Below are 17,665 nucleotides of genomic sequence, written 5' to 3'. Positions count from 1 at the left end.
CACTCCTGACTTTCTTCTATCATACCGCTCTTTGGCGAAATAAAAAAGGCGGGGATGGTTCCCCGCCTTTCTGCATCTGCTTACTCCAACGAAATTTTATAAGCGGTCTTTTCGGCTGTTTCCTAAATCATCGGCATCAAGGTCTTCATCAATATCCGCTTCTTCCCGGCGAACCGTTTCGCTCACTGTTTCCGTGTCTTGCACTTTGCGTTTACCAACGACAATTTCTTCATTCACGACATCCGTTTTCGATACGTTGACGCGTTCTTCTGTTACCGGAATGTGAATATTGTCGCCTTCCTGATAGGCATCTCCAGTCAAGCCGCCTTCTGTGCTTTCTTCATTCACCGGACGGCGTTCTACATAAACTTCCTCGCGTTCAACCGGTACTTCAATGGTCTGCTCATCTTCCACCACGTGCTTTCCTACATTTACTTCTCCAGTCTGCACACGGTCTTTGTTCACATGCAAGCGCTCCTCATGAAGGCGAAGCCGCTCTTCTTCTTCGTGCGAATGGTCTCGGTTCAAATCACTGTCTGTCAAGCCGCTTGTCGTACGATCTGTATCGGTAAATCCGCCGGTCGTGCGGTCTGAATCAGTCAAGCCGCCCGTTGTCCGGTTTGTATCATCGAAACGATCTTCACGATCCAGTTCATTAGTGGCTGAAAAATCATTTGCATCCCGGCTTGGCCGCGGCGTGTCGTCGACATTGCTGCCGCCGCCTAATCCAAAGCCGGTTCCAGTATCTCGTCCGACACCGGCTGTTTCATCATCAAGTCTTGACACCGCTGAAGTATCATCTGAATCCACCATATTCCGTTCTCTATGGAAATCAATATCATTGGCCTCATTCGTATCTACAGTCAAACCGTCCCGTGCTACGATTCCCGAATCCGAATGCCCAACGGCTCTTGTGTTTTCGACAGTCGGGTCTCCATATACTGCACCGCCTGCCAATGTACTTTTGCCTTCGTCACGGCCCGTATAATTTTCTGAAGTCCGGGAGTAATTGTCGCCGATTTCTTTATCAACAAACAATAAAATTCTGCCATTCTGCACTTCGTTGTAATAGCGGTCAGCTTCGTCGCCATCTACACCTAACCCATTAAAAGCCTCACGGACAGGTTCATTGCCGGACAAGAATCCCATAAATTTGTCTTTCCAGCTGCCTTCAGTGGATTTGTAATCAACATCTGTCCGGCCGCGCACCATAGAAATCTGTTCTTTGTCGCGTGCCATGACATACATATGGTCTTCACTCGTGCCTTGCGCTTTCAGTTCTTCGATTTTTCTTAACACTTCTGTTTCGTTGTCGAAAGTTCCCATAAATTTATTGTTGGCCATTTTCGATTCCTCCAATTTCAGTATGTGTAACTTGAAAAATCTTGCTTACAAAAGATTTACCCGTGCCTCTCCATCTCAAACATTTGAAAAACTGAATGAGCCATTTCACCCAAACTTCTGTTATCTGCAAAGCCTCACTCTTTAGAAAAAATTCAAAAACTTGTTCCTTATTAAATCTTTAAAATTCTTTAAATCTTTTTCCATTTTTCTGTAACTTTTTGTATTCTGAAACGTCTGTATGATTAAAGCATGATGGCAGGGGGGATTGTATGCGCTCTTTAGGGTTGGCGATATTATTTTTAAGTTGTTTTTTCATGCTGGCCGGCTGTTCGGCAGAACCTGTAGCTTCCAAAAGCATTGCTCCGCCGAAACTGGATTACTCCACTTTACATATCGTACAGCATCCTGCTGAACAAGCCATCTTGATTGAAGGCACCTATTTTGAAGTGGCTCCCACCAGCCAGTTCACCCAAACATCAGGAGCGCCGCTCGAGCAGCGCCAGTTAAAAACAGGCGATTTGGTTGCCTTGACTGCCCACCGGGAAGCGACAGATACCTTCCCTGGAAAAGGCACATTAATTTCCCTTGTCCGCTATGATGATGAACGCAGCCAAAGCATCAGCCAAGCGATTGCCCATGTGATTGAAAATCAGGACACGGGCGTGGACATCATCGCACCGTCGATCAAAGCAGTCAGCAGCCACTCCGTCACTTTTCAATTTTATGATTGGGGAAAAACCCGGAAATTTGAGGGCATCGTGAACATCGGCAGCTTAGCCTTCCAGATAAAAGAACTGCCTTACGCTTCACAAAATGAAAACCCGTGAGCTTTTGCAGCTCACGGGTTTTTTCCAGTGTATTGAAAAAGATGGAAATGGAAAAGTTTTGTTTAAAAATTCGATACTCCGCAAAATGGCATTGCAATGAACTGGCTCAGGAGCAAGCGGTTTAGAACGATGCTTTTATAAGAATATCGTCTCCAATCCTTTGCTCCAAATCTTTGGAGAGGGCTCCAGCACCGGCGCGGTTCCGGACAGGATGGAGCAATAAGACGAGTGGTTTTCTCGGCTTATTGTGGGAATCCTGTCCATAGCGCCGCAGTGCGGATTCCAGAAGCAGACGCTCGCACCTAACTAGTTCCTTGAGAAGTTGCAAAAAAACCGTGAGCTTTTGCAGCTCACGGGTTTTTTTAGAAAATGCTCAAGTCCCATTCTTTAGAAATCTGGCGCAGCATCATGGTGCCAGCTGCACTGTTCCCTTGGACGTCGATTGCTGGCCCATAAACTCCGATGCCCGCTCCGGCCCGGAACTCGTACGTCTGGGAGTGGAGCTTAGGCGGAACGGCCGCCAAAATCCCACCGGATACCCCGCTTTTTGCGGGAATGCCAACATGGGCCGCAAAATTCCCGGAAGAGTTGTACATGCCGCACGTCACCATCAACACTTTTGCGACTTGGGCGATTTCATCTGAAAAATGATTTACTTTCGTGATTGGATTAAAGCCGTCATAGGCGATAATCAATCCGATCAATGCCAAATCTTGTGTGCTTATTTTAATGGAACATTGGCGGATATAAATATCGAGCGCTTCTTCGACTTCGATTTCAAGGAAGTTCGCTTCTTTCAAATAATAAGCAAGCGCCCGGTTGCGGTGAGAAGATTTCCATTCGGAATCATAGACTTCCCGGTCCATTTCGAGTGGATGCCCAACCAACCCTTCCAGGAATTCCAGCAAGTATTCGTATTTCTTTTGGCTGGTTTGCCCTGGAAGCAATGCCGATACAGTAATAGCGCCTGCATTGATGAACGGGTTGAACGGTTTATTCGGCCGGTGGATTTCAAAAGGGATGATGGAATTGAAGGCTTCACCGGTCGGTTCGACATCTACTCTTTCAAGCACAAAATCCAAACCGTAATGGCAGCACACCGCAATAAACGATAGCGCTTTTGAAATGCTTTGCAGCGTGAATTCCTGATCCGTGTCCCCGGCACAATAATAATGGCCGTCTTCATCCACCATGCAAATTCCTAAACGGCTCGGATCCACTTTTCCAAGCGCCGGAATGTATTGTGCGGTGGTTCCTAAAATGGCATGTCCTTTGTTTTCTTCGATCCACGCTTCCAGTTGCTCTTGAATATGCGGGTTTCTTTGCATGTCATGCCTCCTTGCCTTCTAAAAATCCCCTGGTTTCCACAAGGGGGTTCTGTTTATAATTGGCCGTACCAGACTTTCGCGGCTTCCACTTCCGGCATTGTCAATTGATGGCCGTAATTTTCCCAGTGCAGATGCACTTGTGCCCCTGCATTCTTAAGCAAACTTTCCAAATCAGTCGATTCCTCCGATGGACAGATGGGGTCATTAGTCCCTGCTGAGATAAATACGGGAACCCCTGCCAAATCCGGCAGTTCCGTCTCGCGGTTTGGAACCATCGGATGATGGAGAATGGCGCCTTTTAACGCATCCGAATAAGTGAACAGCAAATTTGCAGCGATGTTTGCCCCATTCGAATAGCCGATGGCGATGACATTGCTGCGGTCGAAACCATGGTCTTTTGCTGCTTTTCCGATAAATTCATTGAGTTCTTCCGTTCTGGCTTTCAAATCTTCCATGTCAAAAACGCCTTCAGCCAAACGCTTGAAAAACCGCGGCATGCCATTTTCGGAAACATTGCCCCGTACACTCAGCACAGAAGCTTCCGGATCGATATGTTTGGCGAGCGGCAATAGGTCGTTTTCATTGCCTCCCGTGCCGTGCAATAGTAAAAACGTCGGTTTCTCTTTGTTGGATCCTTGATGGAATATGTGCTTCATCTAAATCATCCTCCTATTTCAGACACCTTACTCGTCTGTTTCCCTAATTGATTTAACTTAAACTTATCTTGAATTCGAGATAATTATATCACAGCAAAGAAAAAATCCCAATGAGAAGTGCTCACTGCAAAAAAACACCCGCAAAATTTGCGGGTGTTAAAAAATTATTTCGCTGTTTCAAGCATCTCTTCTAAGTTTTCTTTCGTGAAAAGATAGTTTTCATTGCAGAAATGGCATTGCGCTTCTGCCTGGCCATCGGTATCGATCATGTCTTGAATTTCATCCGTTCCCAAGCTGATGATCGCGTTATGGATACGGTCACGCGAGCACTGGCATTGGAAATTCACCGGCATGTCGTCCAAAATCTTCACGTTGTCTTTGCCTAATACGGCAAAAAGAATTTCTTCAGGGGTCATCCCTTGGCGCACCATGTTGGAAATCGTCGGAATTTCACTGAGGCGGCTTTCGATTTCCGTAATGATCGTTTCGTTCGTTCCCGGCATCAATTGAATGATAAAGCCGCCGGATGCCTGGATCGTGTTGTCCGGATTGACGATGACGCCAACGCCGACAGATGAAGGCACTTGTTCAGAAGTAACGATGTAATGCGTAAAGTCTTCGCCCAGCTCACCTGAAACGATCGGCACTTGACCGACGAATGGCTGCAGTAAGCCGACATCTTTGGAAACGGACAGCGTTCCTTCTGTTCCGACTGCTCTTCTCACGTCCAGCTTCCCTTGTGCATTCAAATCGAAATGCGTCTGCGGGTTGGAAACGTAGCCTCTGACTTCACCTTTTGCATTCGCATCGACTAAAATAGTGCCGAGCGGTCCGCCTCCATTGATTTTGATCGTCAATTTCTCTTCGCCTTTCATCATGGCGCCGAGCATGACGCTCGCTGTCATGGAACGGCCCAGTGCCGCAGAAGCTGTCGGCCATGTGTAATGGCGGCGCTGCGCTTCACTGACCGTTTCCGTCGTGCGTGCAGAATAAGCACGCACTTGCCCATCGTATGCTAAAGCTTTCACTAAATAATCATTCATCTATTTTCACTTACTTTCTTTATAAATTTAAATGGTTTTTGCTGCTTTTTCATTGCGGACTTTTTCCGGCGTTACATCGTTTCCGAGTGGATCGAGCACGGTCAATCCGGTTACCGTGTTCTCGACTTGCCCCCGGATTTCGCGCAAATAATCTTCCCGCAATACTTGCTGCTCGACTTTCTCAGCATTTGTCAGCCCGATTTCACGAGCTTTCTTTGACAGTTCATTGATCCGTTTCAATTGAGGAATCATCTGATCCACTCCTTTCCTCGTTGCTAGGCGACCATTTTTCTTTGCACCCATTGCTGCAAAGCTTCCGTTTTCAGCAGGAACCGCTGCTCATTCATTTTTTCAGCCAATGATGAAATGGTTTCCCGTTTCATGACCGATTTCCAAGCCACTTCCGCTTCTTCCATTAAATCCGTCAAGAGGCAGCAGCTTTCTTCCTTTTCCAGTTCCAGCAGATCGCCTAAAATGCCGCTGGACGAATAAAGCGACTGCCTTCCTTCTATCGCAAGGTAGATATCATAGACTGTGATATCTTCCGCCCGTTTGTTTAATTTGAATCCGCCTTTTACGCCTGGCACCGATGCAATGACTCCTGCACTGACCAATTTGCGAAGCAGTTTTTGGAAATACGTAGGCGATGCTTTCAGCTGCTGGCTGATTGCTTCTCCCGGAAGCACAGCTTTATCCGGCAGCATGTTCAACAGTAAAACGGCATAAACCGACTGCTCAACGCCTGTTTTCATATGCACATTCATCACCTCCGCTTTTTAAACGCGGACATTCCTTATCCTCGTTATCACATAATAATTTATTTTGAAATGAAAGTAAATCAATTGAACTTGGGGCCACTCCCGACACTTTCAATCCCAACCGTAAAAAAACACCTGCTAAAAAAAGCAGGTGTTTTCCATAATTAAATAAAACTGGCGAGTGCGCCCTATGACAATGCGAGAAGAACTACGAAAGCCGGATGGATTCCCCAGGCTTTAAGCACTCCACCTCTCGCACAAAATAATTTCTAGCTTTGTTTCATGAAATTGGTACACGTAATGCCCGGCGCAACTTCAAATAGGTCTTGTTCCACAAAACCGAAAGAACGGTAAAGATTTTTGGCTGGCTCATTGGCTGTTCCAGTGCTGACGATAAATTTATATCCCTTGTATCGCTTCATAAGATCAGCAAGCAGCGCTTTCGCGATTCCTCGTCTGAAGAAATCCGGATGAACGACCAAGCGGTAAATATCAATCAGATCTTCTTCTTCAATATAGGAGATAAAGCCTTTTAATTCCTCTTCTTTAAATCCGGTAAAGCTTTCGTTGCTTTGCTGGATGTCCTCAATCGATTCTGTTAATTGCGGAATTCCATGAAATCCCATCAACTCGGCTTCAATAAGATAGGCCGGCTGTTGAATGCGTTGGATATCCTTCGCCGTTTCTTCATCCCGATGGTCTAATTGGCCAATCATACTTCCACCCCCAAGACTCATTTTACCATTTATGCGGAGTTTCCAGCGCTCTTTTTTGCAATATTAGGAAGAATAAACTCATCGGCTGACGAAGTGCAAGCCTTTTAACTGGGCACTAAGCTTCACCTTTTGACCGATGGAAACTGTTTCCGCTTGTCTGCTGGAAATTGAGCATTCCAACAGCGTGTTTTCCGTTTGGACGGTGCAAAGATAAAAACCGTGATTGAAGCGCAATTGCTTTACGATCCCTTCAAATATGATTTCCTCAGCTGTCGATTGCTTCTCCAAATCGGTGGAAAGCTGCAGTTTTTCAGGGTGGATGATCAAATGCGTCATGGAAGACTTTCTTGAATCCGCTAGCTCAACTTGCTGGCTTCTGTTTTCCATCCCAAACTTTCCGGCGCTTCCTTTTAAAATATTTTTAAGGCCTAGAAAAGAAGCCACTTGAATGCTGGCCGGCTTTTCGTATAATTCCTTTGCACCGGCCACTTGCAGCAAGTTTCCGTCGCTCATCACACCGATTCGGTCGGAAAGATGGAAAGCTTCCTCGCGGTCATGAGTGACGAACACGACCGTTGTCCCAAACTCTTGGTGGATGCGGCTCAGCAAAATCCGCATTTCTTCCCGCAGGCTCGGATCCAGTGCACTGAATGGTTCATCCATCAATAACACGCGCGGATCCGACACAAGCGCCCGTGCAAGCGCCGCCCGCTGCTGCTGTCCGCCGCTCAGTTCATCCGGAAAGCGTTGCCCATAGCCTTTTAAACCGACATGCCCGAGCATTTCACGTGCCCGTTCAATCCGTTCGGCTCTTTTCACCTTCTTCATTTTCAGGCCAAAGGCAATATTGTCTTCAATATTCATGTGCGGAAACAAGAGCGGCTGTTGAAAGACCATGGCAAAGTTCCGTGATTCGGGAGGGACATTGGTTATCTCCGTTTCGCCTATCCAAATTTCTCCCTGGTCCGCCTGCTCCAATCCTGCCAGCAATTTCAATAGCGTGGTCTTCCCGCAGCCGGACGGCCCCAAAAGCGAAAAAAATTCGCCTTCTTTTATCGTCAAATGAACCGGTTTAAGTGAAAAAACCGGGTTCTCATCCTTTTTTCTGTCTTCGAACTTTTTTTCGAGCTGAATAATCCGCAGCTGATTCATTCCCTCACTCCTTTACTGGCAGCGGCCTGCTTTTTCTTATAATATCTTTTCAATGCCAAGTCCAGAATGAGCAAGGCAGCAACGGCCATCCCTGCAAAAACTAAGGAATAGGCCGAAGCGATTGCCGGATCTCCGCCGCTGATAAATGGAAACAGCAGAATCGGCAAAGTCATCACTTGTCCGCTGCCAATAATGAAGGTGATCAAATACTGGCTTAAGGAAATCAAAATGCTCAAGCTGGCTCCTGCTGCGATGCCTGGCAGCAAATGCGGAAGCACCACATGATAGAAACGTGAAAGGGGGCCTGCCCCCAACATTCGCGCTTGGTCTTCCCAATCGATCGATAAAGTATTGTAGCTGGTCATCGCAGCCCGGACGACGTAAGGAAGCGTCGGCGAAAGATGGGCGAGAACCACGCCGAAAATCGTTTCCGTCAAACCAAAACGCAGAAAGGTTAAATGGATGCCCAAAACGGCTACAAAAGCAGGGATAACAATAGGCGCAAAAATAATTGCTTCAAAAAGCCATCTCCCTTTTAAGGGATAGCGCACAAGCGCGTTAGCAGCCGGGACCGCCAAAATAATGTTGATTGCCGTGACGATAAAAGCGATCAGCAAGCTGGTGCCAATGGCTTGCCACGTACCCGAGTTGTCGAAGAGCACATACTTCCAGGCACTTAGGCTGAAAATTTCCGGCAAAACGTTCGGCCATTTCCAATTATAGGAAAAACTTGATAAAACCAATGGAACAAAAGGGAGAACGATGAACATCAACAGGAAAATGAACAGGAAGGTATTTGCTAGGAGGCGCTGTCTCTTCATCATTCCCACCCCTTCAATACATTCCAGCGCTTGCTGAAATAATAGGCGATGAGCCCCAACAACACCGTTAACAGCGCTAAAATGAGATTAACAGCCAGAGCTTCAGGCCGGTCAGCCAACGTTCCGCTTGAATAGAGCTGATAGGAATAGACCGGCAGCATGCTGGGGTAAGTGACGCCTAACAGATACGGCACCTCAAAGGCAGAAAACGTAAAGACGAAGACGATAAAAGCCGCAACCGTCCAAGCGGGCAAGATGGCAGGAACCACAATTTCACGGATGAAATCCCAATTCCCTGCCCCGTATACCCGCGAAACATCCCGCCACTTCCTGTGAATTCTCTCAAGCACCGGATAAACCATCAAAGCGACAAACGGCGCTTCTTTCCATGTATATGCCAGGATGATCCCCCATCCGAACGAGTCATTGACAAGCACCGGAAAATCCGGAATTTGCTCAATGACTCCCACCTTCGCTAAGATTTTCGATAAAAATCCGCTCTGCATGAACAAAAGGACAATTACATATCCTCCCACAAGATGCGGGATCGTCAATGGCAATTGAAACAAACGATTCCATAAGTTCAACGCTCCCGATCTCGACTTTTCGTGCATCATGAACACAACGACAGCCACAATCGCTCCTAAAAAAGCAGATAGTACGGAAGAAATAGCGGCAATTCGAATGGTAACAATTAAGGAATCCCAAAACGCATCCGAGTGAAAGAGGCTGGAATAAGCCTTCAACGAAAACCCGGTTTCGCCAATAGCCGGAAAATAGCCGAGGCTTTTCAAAAAACCGTCAAAAAGCCCTCCGAAAAACAGGAGGACTATGGTGGCGGCGGCAGGAAAGAGCAAAAGATACGGTTTAATCTTTCGCAACATTTTCCATCCACCCTTTTTCGATCACTTCGATATAATCGGAGGATAATTCAGGCAAGCGATTTCCTTCCAGCTCTTCAAGCGGCAAAGTCGCCGGGCCAAAATCCACTTCGTTCATGGCCTTCTGCTGTTCAGCAGACAGCTTCTCGAAATCCAATGCAGACAAATCCCCCCAATTCTCAGGAGACAATTTCGCAGTCTGGGCTTCCGGAGACAGCATTTCATTGATCGCCACTAAAGCTCCTGCTTTATCAGAAGAATTGAATGGAATCGATAGAAAATGGGTGTTTGCCAAAGTCCCGCCTTTCAATAGGAAGGTCTTGGTCGATTCCGGGAATCGGCCTTTCATGACTTCACTTGCTGCAAGCGCCGGATCGTAGCTCATGGTCATTGAGACTTCCCCGTTTGCATACAATTGGTCCAGTTTCGCCAGGCTTTCAGGGTAGGTTTCGCCTTTCCGCCATAAATAAGGTTCAATTTCATTCAAATATTGCCACATGGGCGCTAAACGCTGTTCCAAATCTTCGATATCCGCTGCCGGCTGCTGGTATTGTTCATATCCGCCGGTCGTTTCATAAAGCACGTGGCGAATAAATGCGCTGCCTGTAAAATCCGGCAATGCAGGGTACGTAAACTGGCCTGGATTCTCTTTGACCCATTCCGCCAGTTCTTCCATGGACTTTGGCGGTTCAGCAACTTTCTTCTCATCATGGACAAAGACAAATTGGGCTTTGCCCCACGGTGCTTCAAGCCCCTCAACTGGTTCTCCAAAGTCCTCCGCCACTTCTAACGCATCCGGATTTATGTATTCATTGAAGTTCGGCAGTTTCCCGGCAAAATCTCCCCACAGCAATTCATTGTCTTTGGCGGCCTTGAAATTTTCTCCGTTAATCCAAATGATATCGATGCTGCCCTTTTTCTTTCCGGCCGATTTTTCGTCCACCAATTGATTGATAAAATCTTGGGCATCATTGACCGGGACGCGCTGCAAATCCACATCATATTCTTCTTGGAGGCGGGGGGCTACCCAATCATCCAAATAACGGTTAATGTTTTCGTTTCCGCCCCACATATACATATTCACTTCTTGCCCTTCGGCTTCTGCAGCAATCGTTTTCCAATCACTATCCAACAAATCATCTGTATTTTCTGCAGCCGGATCACTTGCTCCATTCGCACATGCCCCTAGCGCCAATGCCAATAACCCGGTTGCTGCCAATGCCCACTTCTTCATTTTTCCACTTCCCAAACTTTGATAATTACATTCTGTCCACCGTGTCTTCGGTGCGCCTCCACCGATTCCGAAGGAGGGCCAACACACTTGTCAAAACAATAAATACTGCTATAGCTCCTGCCATAATCCCCGGATTTCCGCTGATGAAACTGCTCCCCACAAAGTTTAAGGCAAACGTGCCGGGGATGATTCCGATAATCGTCGCAATGGAAAAAGGGACAAAACGGACTTTTGCGATAGCGGCTGAATAGCTTACTAAGTCAAAACTGAATCCTGGAAATAGGCGCAATGCCAAAACATAAAAAAAGCCGTTTCGCTCCATCTGCGTTTGGATTTTCTTCCTATTTTCCGGCCATTCTTTTTTGCCCAGCCTGACGCCTATTTTCTTGGCCAAAACGAAAGAAAGCATGGCACCGAGCGAAGCCCCAATGATGGTATAAAAAGTTCCCATCCATGGACCGAAGGCCAACCCTCCGGCGATGGACAGGATAGAAGCAGGAAAAAGCACCAGCGGCCTAACTGTATAAGCTGCTATATAAATAAGCGGTGCAGCTACTCCAAAAGAAAGGATCCAGCTGCGGACTGCCTGTGCATCCAGTTGAAAGACGGAGCGGCTGATCCAGTAAACCGCTCCAACCCCTAAAATGGCGGCCAGCCACAGGAAAACTTTTGAAAACTTCCTGTTTCTCATAAGTCTCTATTATGGCTGGAAATGCTGAAATAGCGGTTTCTCATTTCATTATAGCGTTTGCGGTTAACGCCGGCATCTGAATAGCCTACACGGGAAGCTGAACGGAACTCGATCTGCTGAGCTGCATCGTTGAAGTAAAATTCGATATCGTCCTTAAATTTCATTGTTTTTGATCTTGCTACGGCATAGATGTAATTTTCATCTTCCTGCAAGATCGTTACACCTTCATACCCTTTCAGCATGCTGATCAAATTCTTTTTCGCCTGGCTCTTGCTGCCATGGTACGGCAAAGCCGCTACATATTTTTCAAGGTCAAGCGCTTGGGATGAAACGGCGTTTGGAGTAGAAGGAACTTCCTTCAATCGCCCATCTTCAACTCCCAGCTTCGGCTTCACATTGTTTTTCACTGCCATCGTCGCCACAGCAGATCCTGCCGCTATAGCTGCAGTCGCCAACACGCCTTTCGTTGTTACCGGGTTTTCTCCATCTTTCGCTTTATTGAACGCTTTCACAACCGGTTGGTTCAATAAATTATCGACATAGACTTTCTTGCCGATCTTCACCAGCACTTCGCTGTATGTCGGGTACGGATGAATCACGCCGGATAACTTTCCTAAGTTGATGTGGAGCGTTTTAATCGTTTGAATTTGGCTGATGATTTCGCCTGCCCGGTCCCCCAGCACACTGGCACCCAAGATAAAGCCTTTTTTATCCAGGATGATTTTCACTTTTCCGATGCTGTCTTTCTTCGTGTTTGCCCGGTCCAGATGCGCATAATCATGCTCATAGACCCGGATGGAATCGCCATATTTTTCACGGGCTTCTTCTTCTGACAAACCTGAGCGGCCTAGCTCTGGATCCGTATATGTACACCAAGTCACATGTTCGTAATCCATTTTTTTATTGATCGGCAAAATCGCATTTTGCGTAGCCGTGATGCCTTGGGTATTTGCCATATGGGAAAGCTGGTATGGGCCGACCACATCGCCGATGGCATAGATGCCCTTCGCCGTCGTTTCCAAATGATCGTCGACTTGGATGCTTTTTGAATCGTATTTTACTCCAGCTTTATCAAGTCCGTATCCTTCTACATTCGCTTTTCGGCCAAGTGCTACGAGAAGGCCTTCTCCAGCAATTTTTAATTCTTCACCGTCTTTTTCAACATATAATGTGATATTTTTGCCCTTCTGTTCCGCTTTCACAGCTGTAGCTGATGTATGGATCGTTACGCCTTCATCAATCAACCGCTGCTGCACCATCTGTACCAGTTCTTCTTCATCTTTTGGCAAGATCCGCTCCGATTTTTCCACCAGCGTGACTTTCACGCCTAAACGGTTCAAGGCCTGGCTCAATTCGACGCCAATTGCGCCTCCGCCAAGGATTGTCATCGTTTCCGGGAAAGAATCGAGTGTGAAAATCGTTTCGTTGGTTAAATAAGAGACTTGGTCCAATCCTTCAATCGGCGGGACCATTGGCGATGAGCCTGTAGACAAGATGAATTTCTTCGCTTCTACGCGCTCGCCGTTCACTTCTACAGCATGGGAATCCAAAAATTTCGCATAGCCATTGATGAAATCGATGCCGGATTCCTGTAGGACTTCCGGTGATTCCCCTTCGTATACTTTCTGTATGATGTCTTTAATGTCTCTTAGCACTTCCGAAGTATCCACTTGGAGATCCGGGGTGTATTTTCTCGCGTGGTGAACTTCTTCTGCAATGTTGATCAAGGATTTGCTTGGGATACAGCCAGACCATGTACATTCTCCCCCTGGCAGATTTTTATCAATCAACACTACTTTTTTTGAAAATCCTGCTGCTGTAAAAGAGGCGGTCAACCCTGCCGCTCCTGCTCCGATGACTGCAATATCATATTTCTTTACCATTTGTGATCATTTCCTTTCTCTATTGTCCTTTTTATTTGGCCGCACAGCCTTTCTATCTCTGCTCCTTTTCCGTTGCCGAAAGCTAGATTAGAGGATTGAAAAGAAAAGCTATACTATACTGAAACTATCTTAAAAATGAAAAGGTGAAATTCATGCTCGATACTCATGCCCGAAAACATGTTCAACCGATTGTCGAGAAGACTGCCGATGCCTTAATAAAATGGGGCTTTACAGCTAACGGCGTCACAAAAATCGCGTTTGCCATTGGGATCTTATCCGGTCCCCTCATTTACTGGGACCAGCCTTTCCTTGCCGTGATGGCTCTTTGGGTGTCTGGCTACCTGGATGTGGTCGACGGCACAATGGCCCGAAAAACGAAGCCTTCGCCTTGGGGGACGCTGCTTGATATCAGTTTTGACCGCCTAGTGGAAATCGGAGTGATTTTGGGGCTGGCTTTTCGTTTCCCCGATTCGATGTGGGCATTGCTGCTCCTCTGCGCGTCCATTGTTATCGCCATGACCATTTTTTTGACAGTCGGCGCCTTGTCCGATAAAAAAGGGATGAAATCCTTCTATTATCAGGCCGGTTTGGCTGAACGGACTGAAGGCTTTATTCTCTTTACCCTAATGATTGTTTTTTCAACATATTTAACAGCTATTACATTGATTTTTTTCGCGATCCAGATTTTCACGATTTCCCAACGCCTCGCAGAAGCTAGGCGAATCTTGAAATAGAAAGAAGGGGAGGAAATGAAAACCCTCGTGCTGGTTGGCGGCGGCCATGCCCATTTATATGGCTTGCGGCAGCTGATTCTTGAAGGGCTGGAGGATGTGCACGTATTATTGATCTCTACGTCCCGCTTCCAATACTATTCAGGAATGTTTTCAGGATTTGCTGAAGGGTTTTACGACTTGGAAGAGACCCGGATCGATCTCCAAAAAATGTGCCAAAAAGCAGGCGCAATCTTTATTGAGGACCGGATTGTCCAAATCGATGCAGACAATAAAGAAATGGTCGGAACCAAAGGCAAGGTTTATACATATGATGCGGCCTCGTTTGATATCGGTTCAGAAACGGCCGTGCCGAATGAATGGAAAGATCTTGTTTCCACCGTTAAACCTAACTTCCGCTTTTCGGAAACCATCGCTTCATTTCGTAAAGCTGCTTATCCAACAGTCGTCGGAGTCGGTGCTTCCGGCGTCGAGCTGGCACTGGCTATATTAGCGTGGCGAAAACAGCATCACCTATTGGAAAATGTCGCTGTAGTCGGTTCTTCTCCTTTACTGGCCGCCCAGGGTGAGCATATTTCAAAGAAAATCGAAGCGATCGCCCAACGCAAAGGGCTGCAGATTCTGTCCAATCAAACCGTCATTCAAATAGATAAGCAAAGTTTTATCACGAGCAGCGGCAGCGTATATCCCCAGTCCGAAATCCTTTGGCTCACCGGGCCGGCAAGTCCCGCATTGTTCCGTCATTCCAAATTGCCGATAGATTCTTCCGGCTTTTTATTGCTCAACGAATTTTTGCAGAGTGATGCCTTCCCTTCCATTTTTGGCGCAGGCGACTGCGCAAGCATAAAATCCTATCCTTCTCTTGCCAAAAACGGCGTTTATGCTGTCCGGCAAGGCCCAGTGCTATGGGAGAACCTGCAACGTTTCCTCTTCCATCAGCCGCTGAAGCCCTTTGTCCCTCAAAAGCGTTTCCTTTCCATCCTGTCGACCGGCAATCAGGAAGCTCTGCTTTTATACGGCAAGCGATCTATCCACGGAAAGTGGCCATGGCTTTTAAAGCAGCACATCGACCGCAAGTTTATGAAGACGTATCAAAAGCTTTACGAATAAATCGTAGGATGGAAAATAAATAAATCAGAGGCAGCCTTTCAACGGCGGCCTCTTTTTTCGTCCACTTATTGATTAAAAATATCAAGCCTTTTAAAAAATTTTCTGTCATTTCTCCCTACTACCTTGCAATGAATAGTACTACATGATATATTGTTCTATATTCACTACTGCACAATGAACAATAGCATAGAAAGGAGTGAATGAAAGTGAATGTCCAATTTAAAAAAGGGGTCTTAAATCTGTGCGTTTTGGTGTTGCTGGAAAAGCAAGACCGCTACGGGTATGAGTTGGTTCAAAAGATTTCAGACCGCATCTCCATATCAGAAGGCGCTGTCTATCCTTTATTGCGAAGATTGACGAAAGAAGGTTATTTCACCACTTATTTGCAGGAATCTTCCGAAGGCCCGCCAAGGAAATACTACACATTAACGGAAGCCGGCCGAACATATCTTGCCGAACAACTGATTGAATGGAAAAGTTTTACCGATGGCGTCAACCAATTGATCGAGGAGGGAATTTCCAATGACTGAACACCAATTTCTTTTAGAACTAGAAGCGGCTTTGCACCAATTGCCAACAGAAGAACGACAGGACATTTCTCAAGATATCCGCGAATACTTTTTAAATGGACGCCGTGACGGAAAACAAGACGAAGAAATCGCAGCGGAACTTGGGGAGCCGGCAGCTATTGCCCAAGAATTGCTCGCTTCATTTGACTTCAGCCAAGTTGAAGCAAAACCGAAAGCCGTCAACCTTTCAAAAGACGAATTTGATAAAGTGGATATTCAAATTGACAACGGTACATTGGACATCGGATTATCACAAGACGGGAAAATGCATGTGGACGTAGAGGACAAAGGCTATAATCAGCAGTTGTTTGTGGATGTCTTGGACCGGACATTGGTCATCACTTTAAAAGAGGAAGCAAAGAAATGGGGGATTTTCAGTTTTACGATCAATACGAAATCGCCTCGTGTACGTGTCCAGCTGCCTTCTAAGATCTATGATTCCCTGAAAATAGTGACAGATAACGGGAGAATCGATGGAGCCGATTTGGAAAGCAGCGTTTTAACGGCAAAATCAGATAACGGCGGCATCTGTTTTGAAGATCTCAAAACGGCTGAATTGCGCATTCGTTCGGATAATGGCGCTTTGAAATTGAAATCGAGCCGGACAGAAAAAGCTGAGATGAAATCGGAGAATGGCAAGATTGAACTGGAAAACATTGCAGCGGCGCAAATCAGGCTTCAATCCGATAATGGCAGCATCTTGATGGATCGCGTGGAAGGGAAAATTTCTGCAGAAAGCGATAATGGCCGAATCAGGTTGTTCACTTCCAACCTTGAACGCGATATCACCCTGAAAACAGACAACGGCAGCATTACGGTTGAAACAGCAGAAGAACCAACGAATGCTTCTATCCACGCCCACAAGGATTACGGAAAGGCAAAAATTTTCGGCGTAAAAAGCAATCATACGGTATACGGCTCCGGCCAACATTCCATCGTTTTAAAGACGGATAATGGCAGCATTGAAGTAAAAAAATCATAAGCTTTTGCTTCAGCCGCTGAATTCTCAGCGGCTTTCTTCCGGTCATGAATGGAGAAAACGCTGGATTTCTCCCAGCTTCTGCTCTGTATCGTGATAGCCTAGTTCATAAAGCTCTGTAAGCTTCTCGACGTCCCGCTCCATCCCGGTCATTTTTATGAACCTTGAAGGTTGGATAATAATTGCTTTCCCTTCCGCTTCCAGCTGTTCGATAAATTCCATTGTTTCGTTGTAGCGGAGATACCAATTTTCCATACTTTTGATGATGCCAGGAAACTGGCGGTAAAAAGCCGGCATTAAACGAGCGAAAGAATTTCTTTTTTTCCGGTAGCCCCTTTCTTTGGTCAATACGATAATCGGTTTTGTCACCCCGTCCTCAAGCGCTTTTCGGATGGGAATCGGATCTGCTACCCCGCCGTCCATTAAAAGGCGGCCTTCGAATTCTACCGGCTTCGCCATAAAAGGCAAAGAGCTGGACGCCCGAACAATGGATAAAACATCTGCCGGATAATCCCGCTTTTCAAAATAGACCGCTTCACCTGTCATGCAGTCGGTGGTTCCGACTACAAATTCTTCCGTCGCTTTTTGAAATTCTGCATAATCAAACGGCACAAGCCGGTTTGGGATTTCATCAAAGATCAAATTCATGCCAAACAGCTCTCTTTTCAGCAACAAATTCTTCACGGAAATATAATCAGGGTGCTGCACGTAGCCGATGGTGACTTCACGGTTTCTCCCCATTTGGCGGGAAACATAAGATGAGGCATTGCACGCTCCTGCAGATACGCCGATGATATAATCTACAAAAACTGCCTCCTCTAAAAACCGCTCTAAAACACCGCCTGTATAAACCCCTCTCATGCCGCCGCCTTCTAAAATCAAACCGCTTTTCATGGCACACCGCCCTTTCCTATGCAAAAAAAGCCGGCAAATTTTCTGCCA

Annotated in this window: 19 protein-coding genes; 5 read left to right on the top strand and 14 right to left on the bottom strand. The window is 46.5% G+C overall.

What is annotated here, in order from left to right:
* Positions 1-96 precede the first annotated feature (96 nt).
* Positions 97-1,344 (bottom strand): DUF2382 domain-containing protein, encoded by a 1,248-nt coding sequence (locus MTR82_RS05470; protein WP_246808181.1) that lies wholly within the window; start codon positions 1,342-1,344, stop codon positions 97-99.
* A gap of 269 nt (positions 1,345-1,613) precedes the next feature.
* On the opposite strand from MTR82_RS05470, the gene MTR82_RS05465 reads away from it, so the two are divergent.
* On the top strand, positions 1,614-2,171 hold the full coding sequence (locus MTR82_RS05465; RefSeq protein ID WP_246808180.1) for a hypothetical protein: 558 nt from the start codon (positions 1,614-1,616) through the stop codon (positions 2,169-2,171).
* A 362-nt stretch (positions 2,172-2,533) separates the two neighbouring features.
* Here MTR82_RS05465 and MTR82_RS05460 read toward each other — a convergent pair whose 3' ends face one another.
* From MTR82_RS05460 to MTR82_RS05405, 12 genes are all read right to left on the bottom strand, one after another.
* On the bottom strand, positions 2,534-3,499 hold the full coding sequence (locus MTR82_RS05460) for a glutaminase (protein ID WP_052650528.1): 966 nt from the start codon (positions 3,497-3,499) through the stop codon (positions 2,534-2,536).
* 53 nt (positions 3,500-3,552) lie between these two features.
* Entirely contained in the window at positions 3,553-4,155 is a 603-nt protein-coding gene (locus tag MTR82_RS05455; RefSeq protein WP_246808179.1) for an alpha/beta hydrolase, read from the bottom strand.
* Positions 4,156-4,319: 164 nt separating this feature from the next.
* The gene (gene hslO / locus MTR82_RS05450; protein ID WP_246808178.1) at positions 4,320-5,198 is read right to left on the bottom strand and encodes an Hsp33 family molecular chaperone HslO; all 879 of its coding nucleotides are present in this window, start codon (positions 5,196-5,198) and stop codon (positions 4,320-4,322) included.
* Positions 5,199-5,225: 27 nt separating this feature from the next.
* Entirely contained in the window at positions 5,226-5,450 is a 225-nt protein-coding gene (locus MTR82_RS05445) for a DUF896 domain-containing protein (RefSeq protein WP_246808177.1), read from the bottom strand.
* 23 nt (positions 5,451-5,473) lie between these two features.
* A complete protein-coding gene (locus tag MTR82_RS05440) occupies positions 5,474-5,956 on the bottom strand; it encodes an RrF2 family transcriptional regulator (protein WP_052650524.1) in 483 nt (160 codons plus the stop codon).
* 269 nt (positions 5,957-6,225) lie between these two features.
* Positions 6,226-6,672 carry a GNAT family N-acetyltransferase gene (locus MTR82_RS05435; RefSeq protein WP_246808176.1) on the bottom strand — a complete coding sequence of 149 codons (447 nt, stop codon included), beginning with the start codon at positions 6,670-6,672 and terminating at the stop codon, positions 6,226-6,228.
* 78 nt (positions 6,673-6,750) lie between these two features.
* Entirely contained in the window at positions 6,751-7,824 is a 1,074-nt protein-coding gene (locus tag MTR82_RS05430; protein ID WP_052650522.1) for an ABC transporter ATP-binding protein, read from the bottom strand.
* Positions 7,821-8,645: an ABC transporter permease gene (locus MTR82_RS05425; protein WP_246808175.1), complete on the bottom strand. Its 825-nt coding sequence runs from the start codon at positions 8,643-8,645 to the stop codon at positions 7,821-7,823. The genes MTR82_RS05430 and MTR82_RS05425 overlap by 4 nt, the downstream gene beginning before the upstream one ends.
* Complete coding sequence (locus tag MTR82_RS05420; protein WP_246808174.1) at positions 8,645-9,529, bottom strand: ABC transporter permease; 885 nt, start codon at positions 9,527-9,529, stop codon at positions 8,645-8,647. Before MTR82_RS05420 ends, MTR82_RS05425 begins: the two co-directional genes overlap by 1 nt.
* On the bottom strand, positions 9,513-10,760 hold the full coding sequence (locus MTR82_RS05415) for an ABC transporter substrate-binding protein (protein ID WP_246808173.1): 1,248 nt from the start codon (positions 10,758-10,760) through the stop codon (positions 9,513-9,515). Before MTR82_RS05415 ends, MTR82_RS05420 begins: the two co-directional genes overlap by 17 nt.
* 25 nt (positions 10,761-10,785) lie before the next feature.
* Positions 10,786-11,451, bottom strand: a complete 666-nt coding sequence (locus MTR82_RS05410) for a TVP38/TMEM64 family protein (RefSeq protein WP_246808171.1) — start codon at positions 11,449-11,451, stop codon at positions 10,786-10,788.
* Positions 11,448-13,334, bottom strand: coding sequence for an FAD-dependent oxidoreductase (locus tag MTR82_RS05405; protein ID WP_246808169.1), 1,887 nt, complete (start codon positions 13,332-13,334; stop codon positions 11,448-11,450). Before MTR82_RS05405 ends, MTR82_RS05410 begins: the two co-directional genes overlap by 4 nt.
* A 152-nt stretch (positions 13,335-13,486) precedes the next feature.
* Between MTR82_RS05405 and MTR82_RS05400 the strand changes: the two genes are divergently transcribed.
* The 4 genes from MTR82_RS05400 (at position 13,487) to MTR82_RS05385 (ending at position 16,726) form a co-directional block, all read left to right on the top strand.
* Complete coding sequence (locus MTR82_RS05400; protein WP_052650511.1) at positions 13,487-14,068, top strand: CDP-alcohol phosphatidyltransferase family protein; 582 nt, start codon at positions 13,487-13,489, stop codon at positions 14,066-14,068.
* Positions 14,069-14,083: 15 nt separating this feature from the next.
* On the top strand, positions 14,084-15,175 hold the full coding sequence (locus tag MTR82_RS05395) for an FAD-dependent oxidoreductase (protein WP_246808168.1): 1,092 nt from the start codon (positions 14,084-14,086) through the stop codon (positions 15,173-15,175).
* Between the two features lie 206 nt (positions 15,176-15,381).
* Complete coding sequence (locus MTR82_RS05390) at positions 15,382-15,705, top strand: PadR family transcriptional regulator (RefSeq protein WP_246808166.1); 324 nt, start codon at positions 15,382-15,384, stop codon at positions 15,703-15,705.
* On the top strand, positions 15,698-16,726 hold the full coding sequence (locus MTR82_RS05385) for a DUF4097 family beta strand repeat-containing protein (protein ID WP_246808164.1): 1,029 nt from the start codon (positions 15,698-15,700) through the stop codon (positions 16,724-16,726). The genes MTR82_RS05390 and MTR82_RS05385 overlap by 8 nt, the downstream gene beginning before the upstream one ends.
* Before the next feature lie 42 nt (positions 16,727-16,768).
* Here the strand turns inward: MTR82_RS05385 and MTR82_RS05380 are convergent, their stop codons facing one another.
* Positions 16,769-17,617 carry a patatin-like phospholipase family protein gene (locus tag MTR82_RS05380; protein ID WP_246808163.1) on the bottom strand — a complete coding sequence of 283 codons (849 nt, stop codon included), beginning with the start codon at positions 17,615-17,617 and terminating at the stop codon, positions 16,769-16,771.
* Positions 17,618-17,665 lie beyond the last annotated feature (48 nt).

Source organism: Planococcus ruber (assembly GCF_022819085.1).
GTDB classification, from domain to species: domain Bacteria; phylum Bacillota; class Bacilli; order Bacillales_A; family Planococcaceae; genus Planococcus; species Planococcus ruber.
Note: the sequence above shows the minus strand (reverse complement) of the source record. Positions and strands in the feature narration are given on the sequence as shown.